This window comes from Candidatus Latescibacter sp. IFSED24 (assembly GCF_058273205.1).
On record NZ_CM177850.1, the window covers coordinates 43,522 to 62,258 of the forward strand.

The window sequence follows — 18,737 nt, forward strand, 5'->3', positions numbered from 1 at the left end:
CATGCTGATGCTCGGGCTGCTGCTGGCCCTGGCGGTCGGCGCCACCGAATGGCGACCAGCCGCGCCTGGCCACGACTGGTCGTTCCCGCGCGACCATCACGCCCATCCCGACTACCGCAGCGAGTGGTGGTACGTCACGGGACAGCTCGCCGCCGCGTCCGACACGCCGCCGCGCCTGGGATTCCAGCTGACCATCTTCCGCCTCGGCCTCGTGCCCGATCGCCCGTCCTGGGACAGCGCCTGGACCGCGCGCGATCTGGTCCTGGGCCACGCCGCGGTCACCGACCTCGCCACGGGCAAGCATCTGTTCAGCGAGGTCCTGACCAGGACCGGACCCGGGCGCGGGGGCTTCCCGGCTCCCGGCGATTCGGTGCTCGCATGGTGCCGCGCCCCGGCCGGTACCGCCGGCCGCTGGTCGGTGCAGCACGATGGCGAGGCGTTCGCCGTTGCCGCCACCGACGCCCGGCGCGGCCTTTTGCTCGACCTGCGGCTCGTCCCGGAGCGGCCGCTGGTCTTCCAGGGACCCGGCGGCTACAGCGAGAAGGATCCCGCCGCCGGCGCCGGCAGCCTCTACTACAGCTTCACGCGCCTCGCGGCGCAGGGGCGTGCGGCCGCGGGCGCCGACACCTTCACGGTGCAGGGCCGCGCCTGGCTCGACCGTGAGATCTTCACCAGCCAGCTCGCCGCCCGGCACCAGGGCTGGGACTGGCTCAGCCTGCAACTCGACGACGGCCGCGACCTCATGGTCTTCGCGCTGCGCGACACCACCGGAGCGCCCGACGTGGCTCGCGCCACGCTGGTGGCCGCCGACGGCACGGTACGCTGGCTCGAGCCGGCGCCCGACGCGATCCGCCCGCAGCGCTGGTGGACCAGCCCGGAGACCGGCGCGCGCTACCCGGTCGCCTGGACCGTGGCTGTGCCCGCGGCCGACCTGGAGTTGACGGTCGAGGCGCTGATCGAGGGGCAGGAGAACGTGGGCCGGCGCAGTGGCGTGGTTTACTGGGAGGGTGCGGTGCGGGCGCGGTCTGCCCGCGGGGTGGGCGGGCGCGGCTACATGGAGCTGACGGGCTACGGCCCGGCCGGCCGCCCGCCGTTCTGAGCCTGACCGCTGGATGTGCAAGGAGCGGAGGGGCGCAGCCTCCGCTCCTTGCGCAAGTGTTGCTCGGACCGGGCGAACCTAGTCGAAGAGGTTCTTGACTGAGGTCCAGGTCTCCATCTGCACCGGGGTGACCTCGCCACCGGCGGCGTAGATGGCGTTGGGCAGACGCACGCTGGCGTGGTCGGGCACCGTGATCTCGAGATCGTCGATGTAGACCGTGGCCAGGTAGTCGCCGAAGACCGCGGCGTCGATCACCATGCCGGTGTGGCCGGCCTCGACGGTCCAGGTGTGGGAGAACTGCTCCCAGCCGGTCTGGTTGCCGAAGCTGTTGTTGCCCTGCATGTCGCCGTCGTTGGCCAGCATGTCCTGGCCGCGAGCATCGGCGGCTTCCTCGAGGTGGTCGTTGTAGTGCGCCCAGAGGCGGAAGTAGGGCATGTTGGCGTTGGAGTCGTAACGCCACACGCTGACGGTGACCTCGTCGCCTTCGACCAGGTTCCAGACGGTGGCCAGGAAGCCCTCGGCCACGCCGTCGGCGTAGAGGTAGGTCTGCTTCTCGAGGGCCAGGCCGCTGCCGGCGCTGCCGGTGCGGTTGCAGAGCGTCGAGACCAGGCAACCGGTGTCGTTGTCGAAGCAGCCGAGGTAGTCGGCATCGCCATCGGCCCAGTCGTAGGTGTAGGTCTGGGCCGCCATCACCGGAACGGTGAGCAGGCAGGCGGCGGCGAGCATGATCATGAACTTGCGCATTTGAGGTCCTCCCGGACGAAGAAAAGCCATTGCCTGGTGGGGTATTCGACCGTTTCGCCAGGGACTTGAGCCTGGATTTCCGATCGGGCGCCTTTCACCGTCCCCTCCCCCTGCATTGTTTGTACCAGCCGGGCATGCTATCTTCCCTGCCCGTAACCCGCGAATAGCCGTTGCAGAATGCGAGGAACGACCATGGCCTGGGAAAAGATTGCCGACCTGCTGGCTGGAAAGGTTCCAGTCGGATCCGCTGTCACCGTCAAGGGTTGGGTGCGCACACGCCGCGACTCCAAGGCTGGCCTGAGCTTCATCCAGGTCCATGACGGGACCTGCTTCGACGCGGTGCAGGTGGTGGCACCGGGCGAGCTCCCGAACTACGCGGACGACGTCGCCAGGCTGTCGGCTGGCTGCGCGGTGGAATGCGACGGCGAGCTGGTGGAGAGCCAGGGCAAGGGGCAGTCGGTGGAGCTGAAGGCCGAGGCTATCCGCGTGATCGGCTGGGTCGACGACCCCGAGACCTACCCCGTCCAGCCCAAGCGCCACACCATGGAGTTCCTGCGCGAGGTGGCGCACCTGCGGCCGCGGACCAACACCTTCGGCGCCGTGGCCCGCGTGCGCAACTGCCTGGCCCAGGCCACGCACCGCTTCTTCCACGAGAACAGCTTCTACTGGATCCACACGCCCATCATCACCGCCAGCGACGCCGAGGGCGCCGGCGAGCTGTTCCGCGTGTCGACCCTGGACGCGGTGAACCCGCCGCGCAACGACCAGGGTGCGGTCGACTGGTCGGAGGACTTCTTCGGCAAGCAGGCGTTCCTCTCGGTGTCGGGCCAGCTCAATGTGGAGACCTACTGCCAGGCGCTCACCCGGGTCTACACCTTCGGGCCCACCTTCCGCGCCGAGAACAGCAACACCAGCCGGCACCTGTCGGAGTTCTGGATGATCGAGCCTGAGATCGCGTTCGCCGATCTGAGCGCCGACGCCGATCTGGCCGAGGCCTACCTCAAGTACATCTTCAAGGCCGTCCTCGACGAGCGCGCCGACGACATGGCGTTCTTCGCCCAGCACATCCAGAAGGACTGCATCGAGCGGCTCGAGCGCTTCGTGGATTCCAGCTTCGAGCGCATGACCTACACCGAGGCGGTCACCCAGCTGCAGAAGTCGGGCAAGTCGTTCGAGTACGCCACCGAGTGGGGCAGCGACCTGCAGAGCGAGCACGAGCGCTACCTCTGCGAGGAGCTGTGCTCGGTGCCGGTGGTGGTCATGGACTACCCCAAGGAGATCAAGGCGTTCTACATGCGGCTGAACGACGACGGCAAGACCGTGGCCGCCATGGACGTGCTGGCCCCGGGCATCGGCGAGATCATCGGCGGCTCGCAGCGCGAGGAGCGCCTCGACGTGCTCGACGCCAGGATCGAGGGGCTGGGGCTGGACAAGGAATCGTACTGGTGGTACCGCGACCTGCGGCGGTACGGCACCTGCCCCCACGCGGGCTTCGGCCTGGGTTTCGACCGCGCGGTCAACTACGTCACGGGGATCAAGAACATCCGCGACGTGATCCCCTTCCCGCGGGCGCCCAAGCTGGCGGAGTTCTAGGGGCGGCGGCGTCCGGCGGATCATTCGAACGGGAGAATGCCATGGATCATCTTCTCGACGCCGTCAGCAGTGACGGGGTTTTCATGCTGCGGCTTCTGGTGGCCATGGTCCTCGGCGGACTCGTCGGCATGGAGCGCCAGACCCGCGGGAGAGCCGCCGGCCTGCGGACGAACATCCTGGTCTGTCTGGGTTCGGCCGCCATCATCGTCGCGTTCCAGAAGCTGTCCCTCGAGTTCAACGTCGGGGCCGAATCGGCCATCCGCATGGATCCGGCCCGGGCCGCCGCGGGGGTGATCACCGGCATCGGTTTCCTCGGCGCCGGCACCATCGTCAAGAGCAGCAACTTCGTGCGCGGGTTGACCACCGCGGCTTCCATCTGGGTCGTCGCGGCGATCGGCGTGACGGTGGGGCTCGGGGAGTACATCATCGCCGCCTGCCTGACCCTGCTGGTCCTGGTGGCGCTCTACGTGCTGCATCGCCTGCCGATCAGGGGTGACCATTACTTCTCGCTGCATCTGAAGTGGAACGGCGAACTCGGTCTGATCGACGAGGTCATCGACCAGTTGAGCGAGGAGCGGGTGCAGGTCAAGAGCCGCAGCGTTGTCCGTCATCCGGGCGCCGGGTATTGCAAGGTGACCCTGGGGCTGCGCAGGCGCGGCCTGAACCAGGGTCTCGCGGTTCTCGACCGGCTCCAGCGCGACGAGCGATTCGAGGAAATCAGCTGGGGTTGAACCGGGTGGATCCGGCGCCGCGAGCCGGGACAATCGCGGGATCCTGCGCGAAATCTGGTCATCGCCGATACCGTGAACCGACACCCATCCACCCCGAGTGCCGGCTCACGATCGGAAGAGAATTCACCGCACCAGCGCCACCTTCTCGCTGAGCGTGGTGGTCCCGGCTGCCAGCCGCACCAGATACACTCCCGCCGGCATGGCCTGCCCTTGCTGGCCGCGACCATCCCAGCGCAGCACATGGGCACCGGCCGCGAATCTTCCCTGGGCGAGATCGACCACGCGGCGGCCGTCGAGGCCGTAGACGGCCACCGTCACCGGCTCCGGCCGCTGGAGCGTGAACGTCACCGCCAGCTGCGGGTTGAACGGATTGGGATGAGCCTGCATCTGCACCAGCGACGGTCCGAACTCGGGCACGTCGGTGAGGTCGCATTCGCTCACCTCGAGTCCGCGGAAGCAGCAGAGTTCCGGCGTGGCCACCTCGTACGCGGACTCGAGCATGGCCAGCACCTCGCTGAACGGCATGTCGGAGAGGTCGATGGCGTGGGACTCCACGGCGAGGGCCAGCCGCTTGGGCTGCTCGGCGATGGTGATGTCCTCGGTCAGGTCGAGCGTGGGGAACTGGTCCATGAGCGTCGGGTCGCCGTAGCCGGGGCGCCCGCTGATGACGGTGAGCTTGACGTCGGCGGGCTCGGTTGCGAGCAACGTCTGATAGGGCTGGGCCGGATCGCCGTCGATGACCATGAGGTCGGCCCGCAGGCCGGGTTCGATACGGCCGCGCAGGTCGCTCATGCCCAGGGCCTCGGCCGCGTTCACGGTGACCATCTCGGTGAGCAGCTCGGCCGTGAGCAGGCCGCCCCACTCGCTGTCGGACCAGTCGCGGGCCACCTTCATCTCGGCGAGCAGGTCGTTGGAGCCGCTTTCGGTCCAGTCGGGCGCCAGCGCCACGTTCACGCCGGCGGCCAGGGCGCCGGGCACGTCGGTGGTGGTGCCGTAGAGCGCGATGTTGGATTGCGGCGACCAGACCAGGTGTGCTCCCGCCGCCGCCATGGCCGACCACTCGGCCGCTTGCAGCGCGGTGCCGTGGATGATGGTGGTGCGCTCGTCGAGCGGGATCAGCGCCTGCCACTGGGCGAACTCGTCGCGCGCGGTCTGGTTGGTGCCTTCGGCCACATGGACCACGAAGCGGCGCCAGTTCTCGTCTGCCCGCTCCTGCCATTCGCTGGCCGAGTCCCACAGCGGGAACGTGCTGTGGAAGATGCGCGGGGGCCAGCGGTGGGCGTTGTTGATGCCGATCCCCTGATGCGCGTACTCGTCATAGCCGTGGCCGTAGCTGTTGGGGCCCTGGATGGTGGTGGTGCCGCTGGCCATGGCCCGGACTTCGGCCAGTTTGACGATGTTGACGCGTTGCAGGTCGGAATCGGGATTGTCGAGGATGGCCTGGTACTGGGCGTTGAAGTCGTCGTAGAGGGGGTCGTTGCGCCACTCGTCGCGGTGCTCGTAGAGTTGGGTGAAGGGGATCGGTCCTAGCACGTTGTACGCCGGGTGATTGTGGGCGTCGATGAGGCCGGGGAAGATCAGGCCGCCGGTGGCGACGGCGGGCAGGCCGGCGGGCGCGGCGGCGTGGACGGCCACGATCCGGTCACCCAGCACCTCCACCCAGTGGCCGGGCAGGACCTCGCGGTTCGCGTTCATGGTGACCACGTCGCCCCCGAGAGCGTAGTGCGCGATCACATCGCCGACGATGTCGCCGGTGTCGCGCGGTTCGAGCTTGAAGACGCTGAAGCTGTAGAAGAGGGTGCCGGTGACCGCATCGAGCTGGTCGTCGAGTCGGGGGAAGTAGAGATAGTCGTTGAGGTCGTCGCAGACCAGCGTGCCGTCGAGGGTCCATTCGCCGTAGGTCAAGAGCGCCGTGACCGTGGGTTCCGTCACGGTGATCAGCACCGACTCGTACTGCTCCTGGCTCACCTCGGCGCTCGGCACCACCAGGGGGATGACCGGGTTGTCGTGCGAGGTGATCTCCCAGGCCTGGAGGTCGGTGATCTCGGTCATGCCGTAGTACTCCTGCACCGTGCCGGTGAGGACGATCCCGTCGCCCACGGCGGGGCCCACCATGAAATCGTAGACGAAGACCGCCTGCCAGGGGCCGGCGCCGGCATAGATGACGAACCCGTCGTAATGGACGGCCGTGACCACCCCCTCGCAGGCGACGACCTGGCCGTCGTAAGGCGAGTCGCCCGAGGGGTCGGTGGTGTACTGGATGTCGTGGATGGAGACGATCTGGGCGGTGGCGATGGAGGCGCAGATCGTCAGGGCGAGGACGAGGGCGAGGCGGAGCATGGCGTTCCTCCTGGACAGGGGTATTCGCATTCTAGCAGGCCTGAATGGGGTTTTGGTGGGAAATCGGGCGTCGTTGCCTGTCCGGCCGGGTCGTAGGGCACCAAAACGGTTGTCATTGCTCCGGATGCATTGTTTGATGATCGCGATCCATGCCCTGCCCGGAACCTCGTCTGACCAGGGAGAACCATTCATGAAGCAATACGGCGCGGAATTCTTCGGCACCTTCTGGCTCGTCCTCGGCGGTTGCGGCAGCGCGGTTCTGGCCGCCGCCTTCCCCCAGGTGGGCATCGGCCTGCTCGGCGTGTCGCTGGCCTTCGGCCTGACGGTGCTAACCATGGCCTTCGCCATCGGCCACATCTCGGGCTGCCACCTCAACCCCGCGGTGTCGGTGGGGCTGTGGGCCGGGGGCCGCTTCCCGGCGGGCAAGCTGCTGCCCTACATCGTGGCGCAGGTCCTCGGCGGCATCGCCGCCGGCGGGATCCTCTTCGTCATCGCCAGCGGCCAGGCGGGCTTCGACGTCTCGGCCGGCTTCGCCAGCAACGGTTACGGCGCCCACTCGCCCGGGGGCTACTCGCTGCTGGCGGCGCTGGTGTGCGAGGTCGTGATGACCGCCATGTTCCTGCTGGTGATCCTGGGCGCCACCGACGACCGCGCCCCCGCCGGCTTCGCACCCATCGCCATCGGCCTCTGCCTGACCCTGATCCACCTGATCAGCATCCCCGTGACCAACACCTCGGTGAACCCCGCGCGGAGCACCGGCGTGGCGGTCTTCGTGGGCGACTGGGCGCTGGGGCAGCTCTGGCTGTTCTGGCTGGCGCCCATCGTGGGTGCGGTGATCGGCGCCGTGATCTACAAGTTCATCGGCGCGCGCGACCGTTAGCAGGCGCCCCTCGTGTCGACCGGGCCCGGCGCTGGCCGCCGGGCCTCTTTCCGGGAGCCACTCGCCATGTCCACCGACCAGCTCACCGTCGCCCTGGCCCAGATCGCCCCGGTCTGGCTCGACCGAAGGCGGACCCTGGACCGGATCATCGCCCGCGTCGAGGAGGCCGGCCGCGTCGGTTGCCAGCTCGTCACCTTCGGCGAGGCGCTCCTGCCCGGCTACCCGTTCTGGATCGGACTCACCGACGGCGCGGTCTTCGACTCGCCCGTGCAGAAGGACTTCCACGCCCACTACCTCGACCAGGCGGTGCAACTCGAAGCCGGCCACCTGGACCGGCTCGCCGAGTGCGCCGCCGACCACGGGATCGCGGTGGTGGTGGGCACCATCGAACGCCCCCTCGACCGCGGCGGCCACAGCCTCTACTGCTCGCTCGTCTATCTCGACCCCGCCGGTCGTATCGGCACCGTCCATCGCAAGCTCATGCCCACCTATGACGAGCGCCTGACCTGGTCGCCGGGCGACGGCCACGGCCTGCGCGTCCATCGCCTGGGTCCGTTCACCCTGGGCGCCCTGAACTGCTGGGAGAACTGGATGCCGCTGCCGCGCGCCGCGCTCTACGGCCTGGGCGAGGACCTGCACGTGGCGATCTGGCCCGGCGGGGTGCACAACACGTCGGACATCACGCGCTTCCTGGCCAAGGAAGGCCGGTCGTTCGTGATCTCGACCTCGGGCCTGATGCGGCGCAGCGACATCCCCGAGGGCACGCCGCACCGCGACGCGCTGCTGGCACGCTGTCCCGAGGTCCTCGCCGACGGCGGCTCCTGCCTGGCCGGTCCCGATGGCCAGTGGGTCAGCGAACCCGTGGTGGGCCAGGAGGCGCTGGTGTTGGCGACCATCGACCATCGCCGCGTGCGCGAGGAGCGTCAGAACTTCGATCCGGCGGGGCACTATGCGCGTCCGGACGTGACGCGGCTGGTGGTGGACCGGCGGCGGCTGTCCACGGTCGAGTTCGACCCCGATGCGGGAGATGGTTCGTGTCCGGACCCGAGATCCTGACCCCGCGCTTGCGGCTCTCGCAACTCGCCGCCGGCGACGCGCCGGCGATGTACGAGTATCGCTCCGACCCCGAAGTGTGCCGGTACCAGACCTTCGAGCCCGGGACGCTGGCCGACGTGGAGGCGTTCATCGGCAGCCTCGAGGCCAACGTCTTCGCTACCGCCGGGACGTGGTTCCAGTTCGCCATCCGTCTCCGCGAGTCCGGTCTGCTCATCGGCGACATCGGATCCCATTTCCTCGCCGAGGATCCGCGTCAGGTGGAGATCGGCTTCACCGTGGCGCCCCGACACCAGGGACGCGGCTTCGGCACCGAATCCGTGACCGGCCTGCTCGACCATCTTCTGGGCGACCTGGCGAAGCATCGCGTCATCGCCTCGGTCGATCCGCGGAACCGGCCCAGCATCGCCCTGCTGCAGCGGGTGGGCATGCGGCAGGAGGCGCATTTCCGCGCCAGCCTGTGGTTCAAGGGCGCCTGGGTCGACGACCTGGTGTTCGCGATCCTGCGCTCGGAATGGGCTGGACGCGACCGGAAAGGATATCTCCCATGACCAAGCTCCTCGCCGTCTACCTCGGTGGCCGCGCTCCCGGCGCCAGCATCGAGCTCCACGACATCGTCTTCACGGCGGGCGACCGCCTCGAGGACACCTACGACGACCTGCTGGCGCGATGGTTCGGCACGCCGACCGAGATGCACGTCGATTCCTGGCTCGAGCTGACCGTGGTCGACGGGCATCGTGTCGAGCTGCGCCCCGAGACGCCGCCGGACGGGCCGCGCCTCTTCTTCGTGAACCTGGGCGCCTACCGGCCAGGGCTGTTCGGGGAGCTGCACGCCGTGGCCTTCCTGGTCGCCACCGACCCGCGGACGGCCAAGCGCCGCGCCAAGGAGAACCTCCTGGTGGGCCTGGAATCGGTCCATACCGATGATCTCTACGACGTGGACGACTGCCTAAAGATCGGCGCGGTGGCGGGCCTCCACGTCTGGCTCGAACCCACGGACGAGCCCGAGACCCTCACCCCGCAAAACGGATATCACGTGATCCCCGAGGAGTCGGTGCGCCGGTTCCTGGCGGCGGATGGGGATGCCGTGGATGTCGACGATCAGGACTGAGCTTCGCTCGGCGGCTACCACCCGTCCTTGTAGTAATAGTCGTACCGCGTCAGGATCTCCTTGGTGAACTGCCACGCCTCGTTGTAGGACAGTCCGCTGTCGTCGGGGATCACCACCTTGACATACAGCTCGGCTCCGAACCGCTCCTTGGCCGCCTGCAGCCGCCGGTGCAGCTCGTCCAGCGAGACGGTCTGCGGCTCCGACCCCACCGCCGCCCCCTGAAACTGGTAGCGCAGCCGGTCGCCGACCCGGGCGATGTACACCGCGACGACCACCTTGCCCGCCGCCGACCGCGCCGGGCGGATCAGCTTGAGGTACTTGTCCTCGAGCGAGGAGAGGTCCTGCCGGTTGCGCGCCAGCGCCAGCTCCAGGTCGGTCTTCTCGTCCGACAGCGTGACCAGCGCGGCCTCCTTGTCCTGGAGCTGCGCCAGGAGTGCGGTGATCTCGCGCCGCAGGTCGCGCTCGGCCTCGCTGCTCGCGGCACGGATCTCCTCCATGGTCAGGGTCGCGGCTTCGAGCTCCTCGTCCTTGTCGGCGAGCTGCAGCTCGATCATGCGGATCCGCGCCAGCAGCTCCTCGTTCTGTTCGGCCAGCCCCTCGATCACCGCCAGCTTGGCGTCCATGACCTCCTGCAACCGGTCGACCTCGTCGTTCAGCAGGATGATCTGCATGTTGTAGCCGCGCATGCTGTCCTCGAGGTCGGTGTTGCGTGCGGCGAGGGCGGCCAGATCGTCGCGCGCGGTCGCGGCCTCCAGCTCGGCGGCGGCCTGCAGCTCCTGGCTAAGGCGGATGCGCTCGGCGAGCTGCGAGTTCTTCACGATGACCACGATCATCGTCAGCATGAACACCATCAGGATCACCGTCATGATGTCGGTGAACGACGGCCACATGCTCGCCTCGCTCTGGCGCTCGCGGGCGTTCAGTCTCAGGTCGGCGAAGCCGTGGAAGCGGTGCATCTGGTCCTCCGGACCCGGTCACGGGCGCAGGCGGAAGCCCTCGAGCAGCACCCGCCGCAGTTCTTCCAGCGCAGACTGCAGACCGTCGAGGCGGCGCTGCTGCTCCTGCTGGCCGGTCAGCGCGGCCTGCCACTGGACGGCGTGGTCGGCCTGCCGCGATTCCAGCTCCTGCATGGTCTGGCGCACGGTGGCCACGCCGCTGCGGATCTCGTCCACCATCAGGCCGAGCTGGTTCAACAGGAGCTTGGACTGGTGGTCGACCGTCTCGGATTCGAACGAGAACTCGGGGACCACGTGCAGCAGCACCGCACGCTCGACCCGACTCATGACGAAGGTCTGCACGTCGGTGAGCTTCTGGTAGAAGTAGGTGAACAGGAAGAAGCAGACGATGGCCGTGGCGGTGGTGGTCAACGCCGTGTTCATGCCCAGCAACATCAGGCCCATGCCCTCGCCGGGCAGCGCCGAGCGCAGCACGTCGCTGGCGCCGATCAACGCGAAGATCAAGGAACTGACCGTGCCGAAGACGCCGGTGAGGATGAGCACGTTGTTGACGAACCGCGGGAAGCTCTGGTGCAGCGATTCCTCGGCCACCGAGATCGCCGCGATGGCGCCGTGGTCGATGGGCACCCCGCGGTCGAAGAGCGACTGGATGGTGCGGTAGCGGGTGGCGAGCAGCGACTCGTCGGCGGGGTCGGCGAGGATGTCGGCGGTGCGGCGGCCCTCGGCGCGCAGCGACTCGAAGCGCGCGAGGCGCTGTTCCTCGAGGGCGTAGTGGGTGAAGCCGCGGTAGAGCTGGAAGAGGCCGAGGGCGAAGACCAGGACGATGACGCCGTTGAGCAGGATGCTCTTCCAGTCGGCCAGGAACACGTCGCGCACCACGGGCCAGCGCCAGACCGCCACCAGGAGCACGGCGGCCACCACGATCACCAGCACCGTGGTCATCTGGATGAGCGACTGCAGGCTGCGAGATCTCATGCCGGAGGGGCCTTTCGTGGGAGTGGGTCCAGGGTCTACGCAGTCGGGGGGCTGGAGTTCCACGGGACCGTCGCTCCTACCATAATCCCGGTGCCCTCCTGTCGGCCACCGGCACGGTGGTGGCGCCGGCAGCCGTCAGGGCCCAGCCACCCGCAGATCGTTGTGCACCCCCTGGACATGATCCATCAGCAGGGTGCGCCCGTCGGCGGAGAGCTCGAGCTCGGCCCCCGCGCGCCATGCCAGCTGGCCGAGGACCACGGGTTCACCGGTGTCGCGGGGCCGCCATTGCACCGCCACCGAATCGCCCTGCGCCACCGTGGCGTAGTATCCCTCGGCGGCGATGTGCAGACCGCGGAGCGTCCGGCCTGCGGCCTCGTCCACCAGCACGGTCTCCTCGCCCGTGGCGGTGTCCAGGCGGTGGATGGCGGCGCGGTTGGTCTTGCGGTAGAAGAGCACCCGCTCGTGGTCGCGCGCGCCCAGGAGCATGACGCCGCGGTCGGTCAGCAGCGTGGCCGCGGCGGTGGTCGCATCCAGCGCCCAGATGGCCCAGCGGCCGCCGCGGTCGCTGCTGACGAGCAGGCGCTGGCCGTCGGCGCTCCAGCCGTGCAGGCGGTCATGGTGCCCCTCGCCGCCGAGGCGCCGCAGGCTCCCCGTCTCGCGATCGAGCAGGAACACGGCCTGGGTCCCCTCGTGGCGCGCGCCGAAGGCCAGGAGGCGGCCATCGGGCGACCAGTGGGGGTGGCGGACGTCGGCGCCTCCAAGTCGCGTCAATTGAGTAACTTCTCCAGTATTGTCGTCTTGCAACCACACTTCGAGGAAGCCCGATCGGTCGGAAAGGAAGGCCAGCTGGGAACCGTCGGGAGAGAGGGCGCCGCCGTAATCCTGGCGTGTGGAGACCACCGCGGGACGTGGGGGACCCGCGGCCGTGGCCGCGTCGGTCAGATCGAGCCGCCAGACATCCAGATCCGAGCGGAACTCCTCGAACACCACCACCGGCACGTCCCGGGCCACCGCCGGCGAGATCGCCGCGTGGCTGGTGGCGGGCAGCGGCTCGCCCTCGCCGCTGTGGGCGTCGATGCGCCAGAGCTCGAAGCGGCCGCGGAGCTTGGAACTGACCAGGAGCGACGTGCCGTCGGGCCACCAGGCCAGGCCCGCGAGCTCGGCGTTCTGGTGGGTGAGCCGCCGGACCTCGCCCTCGGGCGCCAGCAGGTGGATGTCGCGGTAGCCGTTGCCGTCGTCGCGGACGAAGGCGAGCAGGTCGCCGCCGGGTTGCTGGCACGGGCTGTAGTCGCCGCTGTGGCGCGCCTCGGGACTGGTCAGCGCGGTCACCGTGCTGTCGGCCGGATCCACGCGGTAGAGGCGCACGGTGCCGGTGGCGGTGTCGGGCTGGCTGTAGACCAGCGAGCCGTCGGCGAGCCAGGCCAGGCTGTAGAGGCGGCCGTCGGGCTGGTGCAGCAGGCGGTGGTTGCCGCCCAGCGCGGCCACCGAGCGGATGGTGGACCGGCCGCGCGCGGTCTGGACGTAGGCGAGGCGGGCGCCGTCGGCCGACCACGCGGGATGGAGCTGATGGCCGGGGCCGTTGGTCAGCTGCAGCGGATTCTCCGAGCCGATCTGCTGGACGTAGATGGCGTAGCGGCCGCGGTCGTCGGGATTCCAGGCGTAGGCCACGCGGGTGCCGTCGGGGGAGACGGCGGGCATGAGCTCGCGGCCGGTATGGCTGGTCAGAGGGCGGGAGGCCAGCAGGTCGACCGTGGGCGCCGGGGTGCCGGTGGTGTCGAGCTGGCGCCACCAGGCCACCCAGAGCAGGGCCAGGCCGAGGACCGCGACCAGGACCACTCCCGGCCAGCGGCGGCGCGGCGCCTCCGGCGGAAGACCCGCGGCGGACGGACTGCCGGTCAGCGGCTCGACCGCCGCCACCAGCCGGTAGCCGCCCTTGCGGATGGTCTCGATGTAACGCGGCTGGTCGCGGTCGTCGCCCAGGACCTTGCGGAGCTGGGAGACGCGACGGGTCAGGCCTTCCTCGCCGATGATGGTGTCGGGCCAGACGGTCTCCAGGATCTCCTCGCGCGAGACGACCTCGCCACCGGCGGCGGCCAGGCAGAGCAGGACCTGCATGACCCGAGGTTCGAGCTGCTCGGTGCGGCCGTCGCGTTCGAGGCGGTTCAGCGTGGGCTGGACCGTCCAGTCGCCCAGCCGGAAGGGGTCGGCCGGCAATCTTCCGCCGTTCCGGACCATTTCATCAGCTCCTCATCAGGCCCCGCGAGGCGGCGCGGGCCAGACTCTTCAGGTGAGGCGTTCCCGGCCCGCCGCCGGGAACCGGCACCCGAACCGAGGAGTTCCATCATGAACCGTACGACCGATCTCCGCCACCATTCGATCGGCCCGGTGGCCGCCATCGTGGCGCTGGCTGTGACCGCGTTCCCGGGGGGGACATCCGTGGCCACGGCGCACGAGCTGAACTTCGAGGCCCACGCGGCGGCCATCGGGCTCCAAGGTGCCATGGAGTGCGCCCTGGCCGACCTCGATCTCGACGGCGACATGGACCTGGGCGCCGTGGGCTACGACGGCGACCAGGCGATCTGGCTCGAGAACGACGGCGACCAGAACTGGACCACCCATGTGCTCGGCACCCCCGACGGCCCACGCTCCATCGTCATGGTGGGCCCCGACGGCCAGACCCTCGACCTCGACCAGGACGGAGACGGCGACGTGCTCGTCACCGCCTTCATGGGCGATCAGCTCCTCTGGTACGAGAACGACGGCGCCATGAGTTTCACCGAACATGTCGTGGACGCCGACTTCGACGGCGCCCACACCCTGGTGTCCGGCGACCTCGATCAGGACGGCGACCTCGACCTCGCCGCCACCGGCTACGAGCTCGCCTGGTTCGAGAACGACGGCGCCATGGCCTTCACCCGCCACGACCTGCCCGATCCCGACGACATGGGCTGCTGCATCCAGGCGATCGACCTCGATCAGGACGGCGACCTCGACCTCTTCGTCACGGTCCAGGGCACCGGCGCCAACCTGCTCTGGTACGAGAATGACGGCACGGGCCAGTTCTCCCAACACGTCGTCTCCGCCGCCTACAACAACGCCCACACCGGCTTCGCCGGCGACCTCGACCAGGACGGCGATCTCGACCTGGCCACCTGCTCCTGGAGCCCCAGCGACTACTCCTGGTGGGAGAACGACGGCGCGCAGGGTTTCACCCGCCACGTCATCGGCTCCACCGCGTTCTACAACTTCTGGATCGAGCCCACCGATCTGGACCAGGACGGCGACGTCGACCTGCTCGGCGCGTCCAACATCGGCGGCATCACCTGGTTCGACAACGACGGGGCCATGAACTTCACCCAGCGCAACGTCGACGAGATTTTCTCCAACGCGTTCTGCGCCCGCGCCGGCGACATCGACGGCGACGGCGACCTCGACGTGGTCGCGTGCGCCCGCTCCCGCAACCGCGTGAACTGGTGCGAGAACCTCACCATGGTGGGCGTGGCGGACGGCCCCGGCCAGGGCGAGGGGCCGGCGACCTTGCCGCGCGGCCTGACGGTGTCCGCAGCGCCCAATCCGTTCAATCCCCGCACCACCATCACCTACACCCTCGACCGCGCCGCGGCGGTCACCCTGGAGGTCTGGGACGTCGCGGGCCGCCGGGTGGCCTGCCTCGACCACGGCCCACGGTCGGCGGGACGGCACGCGGTGGCCTGGGAGCCGCGCGACCTGCCCTCGGGAACCTATACCTGCCGGCTGGTGACCGCCGCGCAGGTGGTGGCGCGGAAGTTGACGCTCCTCAAGTGACTCGTGCCCGCAACCGGCGCCCACGACCTGCCGCCGGGCAGGCGTGGGCGCCGGCAGGTCAGGGGCCCCCTTGACAACCCGCGACAATTGTCGCACATTGAGTGCGACACCTGTCACACTTGGAGGCCGCCATGACCCCGAACCTGCCAGACCTCTCCCGCTTCGAGCTGCAGTGCCTGCGCCTGGTCTGGGAGCGCGGCGAGACCTCGGCCCGCGACATCCACCAGGCCCTCTCCGACCCGCCCAGCTACTCCACCGTCCGCACCATCCTCACCCGCCTGGAGGAGAAGGGCGCCATCGAACGCACCGCCCGCGACGGCAAGGCCTGGCTCTACCGCAGCCTGCTCGACCCCGCCGCCGTCCGCCGCCGCGAGGTGGGCCGCTTCCTGGAGACCCTCTTCGGCGGCCACGCCGACGGCCTGGTCTCCACCCTCGCCGACATGGACGCCCTCAGCCTCGAGGACCTGCGCGCCCTCGAACGCCACCTCGACGATCCCGACCGAAAGGACACGCCATGACCGCCTGGTACGAGCCGCTGGCTGCCTTCTGGCTCGGCATGGCCAACCATCTCTGGCAGTGCACCCTGGTCGGCGTGGTGCTCCTCGTGCTCGACCTCGCCCTGCGCCGCGCCCCCGCCGCCTATCGCGCCGACCTCTGGTCGCTGGCCGTGGTCAAGGTCGCGGCACCCGCGGCCCTGGGCGCCGCGGCGCTGGCCGCCTTCGCGCCGCGACTGCCCGCCGAGCTGCCCGTGTCCGCGATAGTGATCGACGTCCTCGCCCCGGTGTCGGGCGAACCCGCCGCCGCCGGCTGGTGGGGCCCGTTGCTGCTGGCGGCGACCGGGATCTGGGTCGTGGGGGTGTCCCGCCAACTCTGGCGCCTCGGCCGCGACCTGGTCGGTCAGGGCCGGCTCGCCCGCCACGCGCATCCGGCCACCGAGGGCCCGCTGCTCGCCGCCGCCGCCCGGGCCGGCATCCCCCGGTCGAGCCTGCTCGTGGCGCCGCGCGCGGGGCTGCCGCTGGTGCAGGGCTGGTGGCGGCCTCGGATCCTCGTGCCGCCCCATCTGGTGACCGTGCTCTGCCCGACGGAGCTGGAGGCGCTGCTCCGCCACGAGGACCGCCACCGCCGGCGCCGCGATCCGTTGCGCCTGCTGATCGGTCGGCTGGTGGCCACGGTCTTCTGGTTCTATCCCCCGTTGTTCTGGCTGCTGGGGCGCCTCCACGAGTGCAGCGAGTATGCCTGCGACGAGGCGGCGCTCGCCGGCGGCGCCCGCGCCGAGGATTACATCCGGGCCATGGCCCGGGCCATTCGCCGGGGTCTGGACCCCGCTCCCCCGCTCGTGGCCACGGTGGGCCGCGGCGGCAATCTCCTGCACAGGCGCCTCGCCCGCCTGGGCGCGCCGAAAGGACCGACCATGAAGTACGGACAGTTGGTGATGCTGGCGGCGATCCTCGTGGTGGGCGCCGCGGTCTTCGTGCCCCTGGACCTGAGCGCGCAGGTGGCGCCGGTGCCGCCGGCGCCACCCAAGGAAGCCGCGCCCGCTGAGAGTCCGGCCACCGCAGAGGCGCCGGCACCAGCCGAGGCGCCCGTCCCGGCCGAGGCTCCGGAGCCCGCCGTCGCACCCCAGGCGGAGCCGGCGGGCGAGGATCTCTACGTCCCGCCGAAGTGTATGAAGAAGGTGGAACCGGAGTACCCGGAACGCGCCAAGCAGGATGGGGTCGGGGGAACGGTGGTCGTGGTCGCCGTGGTCGATGCTGATGGCTCGGTTCTGGACGTCCAGGTCAAGCAGGGAGTACCGGGTTATCCCGAGCTGGAGAAGGCCGCCGTCAAGGCGGTGACGGCCAGCGAGTTCGCGCCGGGGACAAGCAACGGCGAACCGATCAAGGCCAAGGTCAAGCTCAAGATGATCTTCGAGTCGGAGTAGGAAGACCGATCACGGGTGGGGGGGTGCTTAACACGCCCCCGCCCGTGTTTCGCTAGGTCACCAGCACCTGCCGCAGATCCACCCCGTACTTGCGCATCCGGTTGAGCACCGTCACGCGGGTGACGCCGAGCAGCCGCGCGGCCTGCGACTTGTTGCCTCCGGCCTCGCGCAACGCCGCGATCAGGGCGTCGCGCTGCTCGGTCTCGGCGGCCGAGAGCCGGGACGGCAGGCTGGCCGCCGCTGCTCCGGTCGCTGGGCCGGCCGTCGCCGCGCCCGCTTCCAGCCGCGGCAGATGCGCCACCATCAGCGGACCCTCCTGGCACACCACGAACGCGTACTCGAGCACGCTGCGCAGCTCGCGGACGTTGCCGGGCCAATCGTGCTGGATCAGCCGGTCCAGGGCCTCGGGGGCGAGGCCGGGGATGTCGCGTTCGGTGCGCCGGCGGAGCTGGCGGATGAAGTGGTCGGCCAGGAGCGGGATGTCCTCGCGTCGCTCGCGTAGCGGCGGTACGTGCAGCGGGATCACGTTGATGCGGAAGAAGAAGTCGCGGCGGAAACGACCCTCGGCGATGAGGCGCTCGAGGTCCTGGTTGGTGGCGGAGATGAGGCGGGCGTCCATGGGCAGCGGCTGGTTGTCGCCCACGCGCTCGAACTCCCGGGTCTCCAGGACGCGCAGGAGCTTGACCTGGGTGGGCAGGGGGATGTCGCCGACCTCGTCGAGGAAGAGGTCGCCCGCGCCGGCTTCCTCGAAGCGACCGATGCGGTGGCGGTGCGCGCCGGTGAACGCGCCGCGCACGTGGCCGAACAGCTCGCTCTCCAGGAGCGACTCGTTGAACGCCGCGCAGTTGATCTGCACGAAAGGCTTGTCGCGGCGCGGTCCGAGGCGGTGGATGGCCTCGGCCACCAGCTCCTTGCCGGTGCCCGACTCGCCGTGGATGATCACCGTGACGTCGCTCTGCGCTGCCTTCTCCGCCAGGTTGAAGACCGCGCGCATGGCCGACGAGCGGCCCACCATGCCGCAGAAGTCGTCGCTGCCGTCGAGGCGTTCCTGGAGCTGGACGATGCGCTGCTCGGCGGCGAGCAGGTCGCCGATGTCGGTGACGTTCTCCACCGTGGCGATGACCTCGCCCTGGTCGTCGTGCACGAGCTGGCTGCTCTTGAGCACCTTCAGGCAGGCGCCGTCCTTGGTGAAGATGTGACAGTGCTGGCGGATCTTGCCGCCGACCGCGAAGAGCTGACACCAGTGGTCGCCGCATTGCAGGCGGTTCTGCGAGCACTGGTCGCAGCCCAGAATGGTGCAGGGCTTGCCCTCCAGTTCCTCGCGGGCATAGCCGGTGAGTTCGAGCAACGCGTCGTTGACCATGAGGATCTTGCCGTCGGGGGCGACCAGGAACAGACCGTCGTGCATGCTGTCGATGACATCGGTCAGCACGGGAGGCAGGGCTGGGAGGGGCATGCGGACTCCTTGGGGCTATAGTCGTGTCTATGCGACTGTATATCCCCTTGTTCGGGGTCCGTCAACACTCCTGC

16 protein-coding genes are annotated in these 18,737 nt (G+C 69.5%); 10 read left to right on the forward strand and 6 right to left on the reverse strand.

Annotation, left to right across the window (positions count from 1 at the left end):
• Window position 1 precedes the first annotated feature (1 nt).
• Complete coding sequence (locus tag IFSED24_RS00150; protein WP_491333196.1) at window positions 2-1,099, forward strand: lipocalin-like domain-containing protein; 1,098 nt, start codon at window positions 2-4, stop codon at window positions 1,097-1,099.
• A gap of 78 nt (window positions 1,100-1,177) precedes the next feature.
• On the opposite strand, the gene IFSED24_RS00155 is transcribed toward IFSED24_RS00150, so the two are convergent.
• Window positions 1,178-1,843, reverse strand: coding sequence for a hypothetical protein (locus IFSED24_RS00155; protein WP_491333197.1), 666 nt, complete (start codon window positions 1,841-1,843; stop codon window positions 1,178-1,180).
• 192 nt (window positions 1,844-2,035) lie between these two features.
• On the opposite strand from IFSED24_RS00155, the gene asnS reads away from it, so the two are divergent.
• The gene (asnS, locus tag IFSED24_RS00160; RefSeq protein WP_491333198.1) at window positions 2,036-3,436 is read left to right on the forward strand and encodes an asparagine--tRNA ligase; all 1,401 of its coding nucleotides are present in this window, start codon (window positions 2,036-2,038) and stop codon (window positions 3,434-3,436) included.
• A gap of 41 nt (window positions 3,437-3,477) precedes the next feature.
• The gene (locus tag IFSED24_RS00165; RefSeq protein WP_491333199.1) at window positions 3,478-4,167 is read left to right on the forward strand and encodes an MgtC/SapB family protein; all 690 of its coding nucleotides are present in this window, start codon (window positions 3,478-3,480) and stop codon (window positions 4,165-4,167) included.
• Window positions 4,168-4,290: 123 nt separating this feature from the next.
• Here the strand turns inward: IFSED24_RS00165 and IFSED24_RS00170 are convergent, their stop codons facing one another.
• A complete protein-coding gene (locus IFSED24_RS00170; protein ID WP_491333200.1) occupies window positions 4,291-6,507 on the reverse strand; it encodes an amidohydrolase family protein in 2,217 nt (738 codons plus the stop codon).
• A 190-nt stretch (window positions 6,508-6,697) separates the two neighbouring features.
• Here IFSED24_RS00170 and aqpZ point away from each other — a divergent pair, with 190 nt between their 5' ends.
• The 4 genes from aqpZ (at window position 6,698) to IFSED24_RS00190 (ending at window position 9,551) form a co-directional block, all read left to right on the forward strand.
• Window positions 6,698-7,387, forward strand: a complete 690-nt coding sequence (gene aqpZ, locus IFSED24_RS00175; protein WP_491333201.1) for an aquaporin Z — start codon at window positions 6,698-6,700, stop codon at window positions 7,385-7,387.
• A 66-nt stretch (window positions 7,388-7,453) separates the two neighbouring features.
• The gene (locus tag IFSED24_RS00180) at window positions 7,454-8,443 is read left to right on the forward strand and encodes a carbon-nitrogen hydrolase family protein (RefSeq protein WP_491333202.1); all 990 of its coding nucleotides are present in this window, start codon (window positions 7,454-7,456) and stop codon (window positions 8,441-8,443) included.
• Window positions 8,422-8,991, forward strand: coding sequence for a GNAT family N-acetyltransferase (locus IFSED24_RS00185; RefSeq protein ID WP_491333203.1), 570 nt, complete (start codon window positions 8,422-8,424; stop codon window positions 8,989-8,991). Before IFSED24_RS00180 ends, IFSED24_RS00185 begins: the two co-directional genes overlap by 22 nt.
• Complete coding sequence (locus IFSED24_RS00190; RefSeq protein ID WP_491333204.1) at window positions 8,988-9,551, forward strand: DUF1543 domain-containing protein; 564 nt, start codon at window positions 8,988-8,990, stop codon at window positions 9,549-9,551. Before IFSED24_RS00185 ends, IFSED24_RS00190 begins: the two co-directional genes overlap by 4 nt.
• Window positions 9,552-9,565: 14 nt before the next feature.
• Here IFSED24_RS00190 and IFSED24_RS00195 read toward each other — a convergent pair whose 3' ends face one another.
• From IFSED24_RS00195 to IFSED24_RS00205, 3 genes are all read right to left on the reverse strand, one after another.
• A complete protein-coding gene (locus IFSED24_RS00195; RefSeq protein ID WP_491333205.1) occupies window positions 9,566-10,507 on the reverse strand; it encodes a hypothetical protein in 942 nt (313 codons plus the stop codon).
• Window positions 10,508-10,525: 18 nt separating this feature from the next.
• Window positions 10,526-11,482, reverse strand: a complete 957-nt coding sequence (locus IFSED24_RS00200; protein ID WP_491333206.1) for a hypothetical protein — start codon at window positions 11,480-11,482, stop codon at window positions 10,526-10,528.
• A gap of 135 nt (window positions 11,483-11,617) precedes the next feature.
• Window positions 11,618-13,717: a winged helix-turn-helix domain-containing protein gene (locus IFSED24_RS00205; RefSeq protein ID WP_491333207.1), complete on the reverse strand. Its 2,100-nt coding sequence runs from the start codon at window positions 13,715-13,717 to the stop codon at window positions 11,618-11,620.
• A 108-nt stretch (window positions 13,718-13,825) separates the two neighbouring features.
• Here IFSED24_RS00205 and IFSED24_RS00210 point away from each other — a divergent pair, with 108 nt between their 5' ends.
• The 3 genes from IFSED24_RS00210 (at window position 13,826) to IFSED24_RS00220 (ending at window position 17,207) form a co-directional block, all read left to right on the forward strand.
• On the forward strand, window positions 13,826-15,286 hold the full coding sequence (locus tag IFSED24_RS00210; RefSeq protein WP_491333208.1) for an FG-GAP-like repeat-containing protein: 1,461 nt from the start codon (window positions 13,826-13,828) through the stop codon (window positions 15,284-15,286).
• A gap of 131 nt (window positions 15,287-15,417) precedes the next feature.
• Complete coding sequence (locus IFSED24_RS00215; protein WP_491333209.1) at window positions 15,418-15,804, forward strand: BlaI/MecI/CopY family transcriptional regulator; 387 nt, start codon at window positions 15,418-15,420, stop codon at window positions 15,802-15,804.
• Window positions 15,801-17,207: a M56 family metallopeptidase gene (locus tag IFSED24_RS00220; RefSeq protein ID WP_491333210.1), complete on the forward strand. Its 1,407-nt coding sequence runs from the start codon at window positions 15,801-15,803 to the stop codon at window positions 17,205-17,207. Before IFSED24_RS00215 ends, IFSED24_RS00220 begins: the two co-directional genes overlap by 4 nt.
• A 52-nt stretch (window positions 17,208-17,259) precedes the next feature.
• Here the strand turns inward: IFSED24_RS00220 and IFSED24_RS00225 are convergent, their stop codons facing one another.
• Window positions 17,260-18,663, reverse strand: coding sequence for a sigma-54 interaction domain-containing protein (locus tag IFSED24_RS00225; protein ID WP_491333211.1), 1,404 nt, complete (start codon window positions 18,661-18,663; stop codon window positions 17,260-17,262).
• Window positions 18,664-18,737: the final 74 nt, after the last annotated feature.

What these genes read in the sequence shown, in the direction of transcription:
- IFSED24_RS00165 (WP_491333199.1), top strand. Translation starts at nt 3,478, where the DNA reads ATGGATCATCTTCTCGACGCCGTCAGCAGTGACGGGGTTTTCATGCTG.
- IFSED24_RS00195 (WP_491333205.1), bottom strand. Translation starts at nt 10,507, where the DNA reads ATGCACCGCTTCCACGGCTTCGCCGACCTGAGACTGAACGCCCGCGAG.
- IFSED24_RS00225 (WP_491333211.1), bottom strand. Translation starts at nt 18,663, where the DNA reads ATGCCCCTCCCAGCCCTGCCTCCCGTGCTGACCGATGTCATCGACAGC.
- IFSED24_RS00180 (WP_491333202.1), top strand. Translation starts at nt 7,454, where the DNA reads ATGTCCACCGACCAGCTCACCGTCGCCCTGGCCCAGATCGCCCCGGTC.
- IFSED24_RS00215 (WP_491333209.1), top strand. Translation starts at nt 15,418, where the DNA reads ATGACCCCGAACCTGCCAGACCTCTCCCGCTTCGAGCTGCAGTGCCTG.
- IFSED24_RS00150 (WP_491333196.1), top strand. Translation starts at nt 2, where the DNA reads ATGCTGATGCTCGGGCTGCTGCTGGCCCTGGCGGTCGGCGCCACCGAA.
- IFSED24_RS00170 (WP_491333200.1), bottom strand. Translation starts at nt 6,507, where the DNA reads ATGCTCCGCCTCGCCCTCGTCCTCGCCCTGACGATCTGCGCCTCCATC.
- IFSED24_RS00200 (WP_491333206.1), bottom strand. Translation starts at nt 11,482, where the DNA reads ATGAGATCTCGCAGCCTGCAGTCGCTCATCCAGATGACCACGGTGCTG.
- aqpZ (WP_491333201.1), top strand. Translation starts at nt 6,698, where the DNA reads ATGAAGCAATACGGCGCGGAATTCTTCGGCACCTTCTGGCTCGTCCTC.
- IFSED24_RS00220 (WP_491333210.1), top strand. Translation starts at nt 15,801, where the DNA reads ATGACCGCCTGGTACGAGCCGCTGGCTGCCTTCTGGCTCGGCATGGCC.
- IFSED24_RS00155 (WP_491333197.1), bottom strand. Translation starts at nt 1,843, where the DNA reads ATGCGCAAGTTCATGATCATGCTCGCCGCCGCCTGCCTGCTCACCGTT.
- IFSED24_RS00205 (WP_491333207.1), bottom strand. Translation starts at nt 13,717, where the DNA reads ATGGTCCGGAACGGCGGAAGATTGCCGGCCGACCCCTTCCGGCTGGGC.
- IFSED24_RS00190 (WP_491333204.1), top strand. Translation starts at nt 8,988, where the DNA reads ATGACCAAGCTCCTCGCCGTCTACCTCGGTGGCCGCGCTCCCGGCGCC.
- asnS (WP_491333198.1), top strand. Translation starts at nt 2,036, where the DNA reads ATGGCCTGGGAAAAGATTGCCGACCTGCTGGCTGGAAAGGTTCCAGTC.
- IFSED24_RS00210 (WP_491333208.1), top strand. Translation starts at nt 13,826, where the DNA reads ATGAACCGTACGACCGATCTCCGCCACCATTCGATCGGCCCGGTGGCC.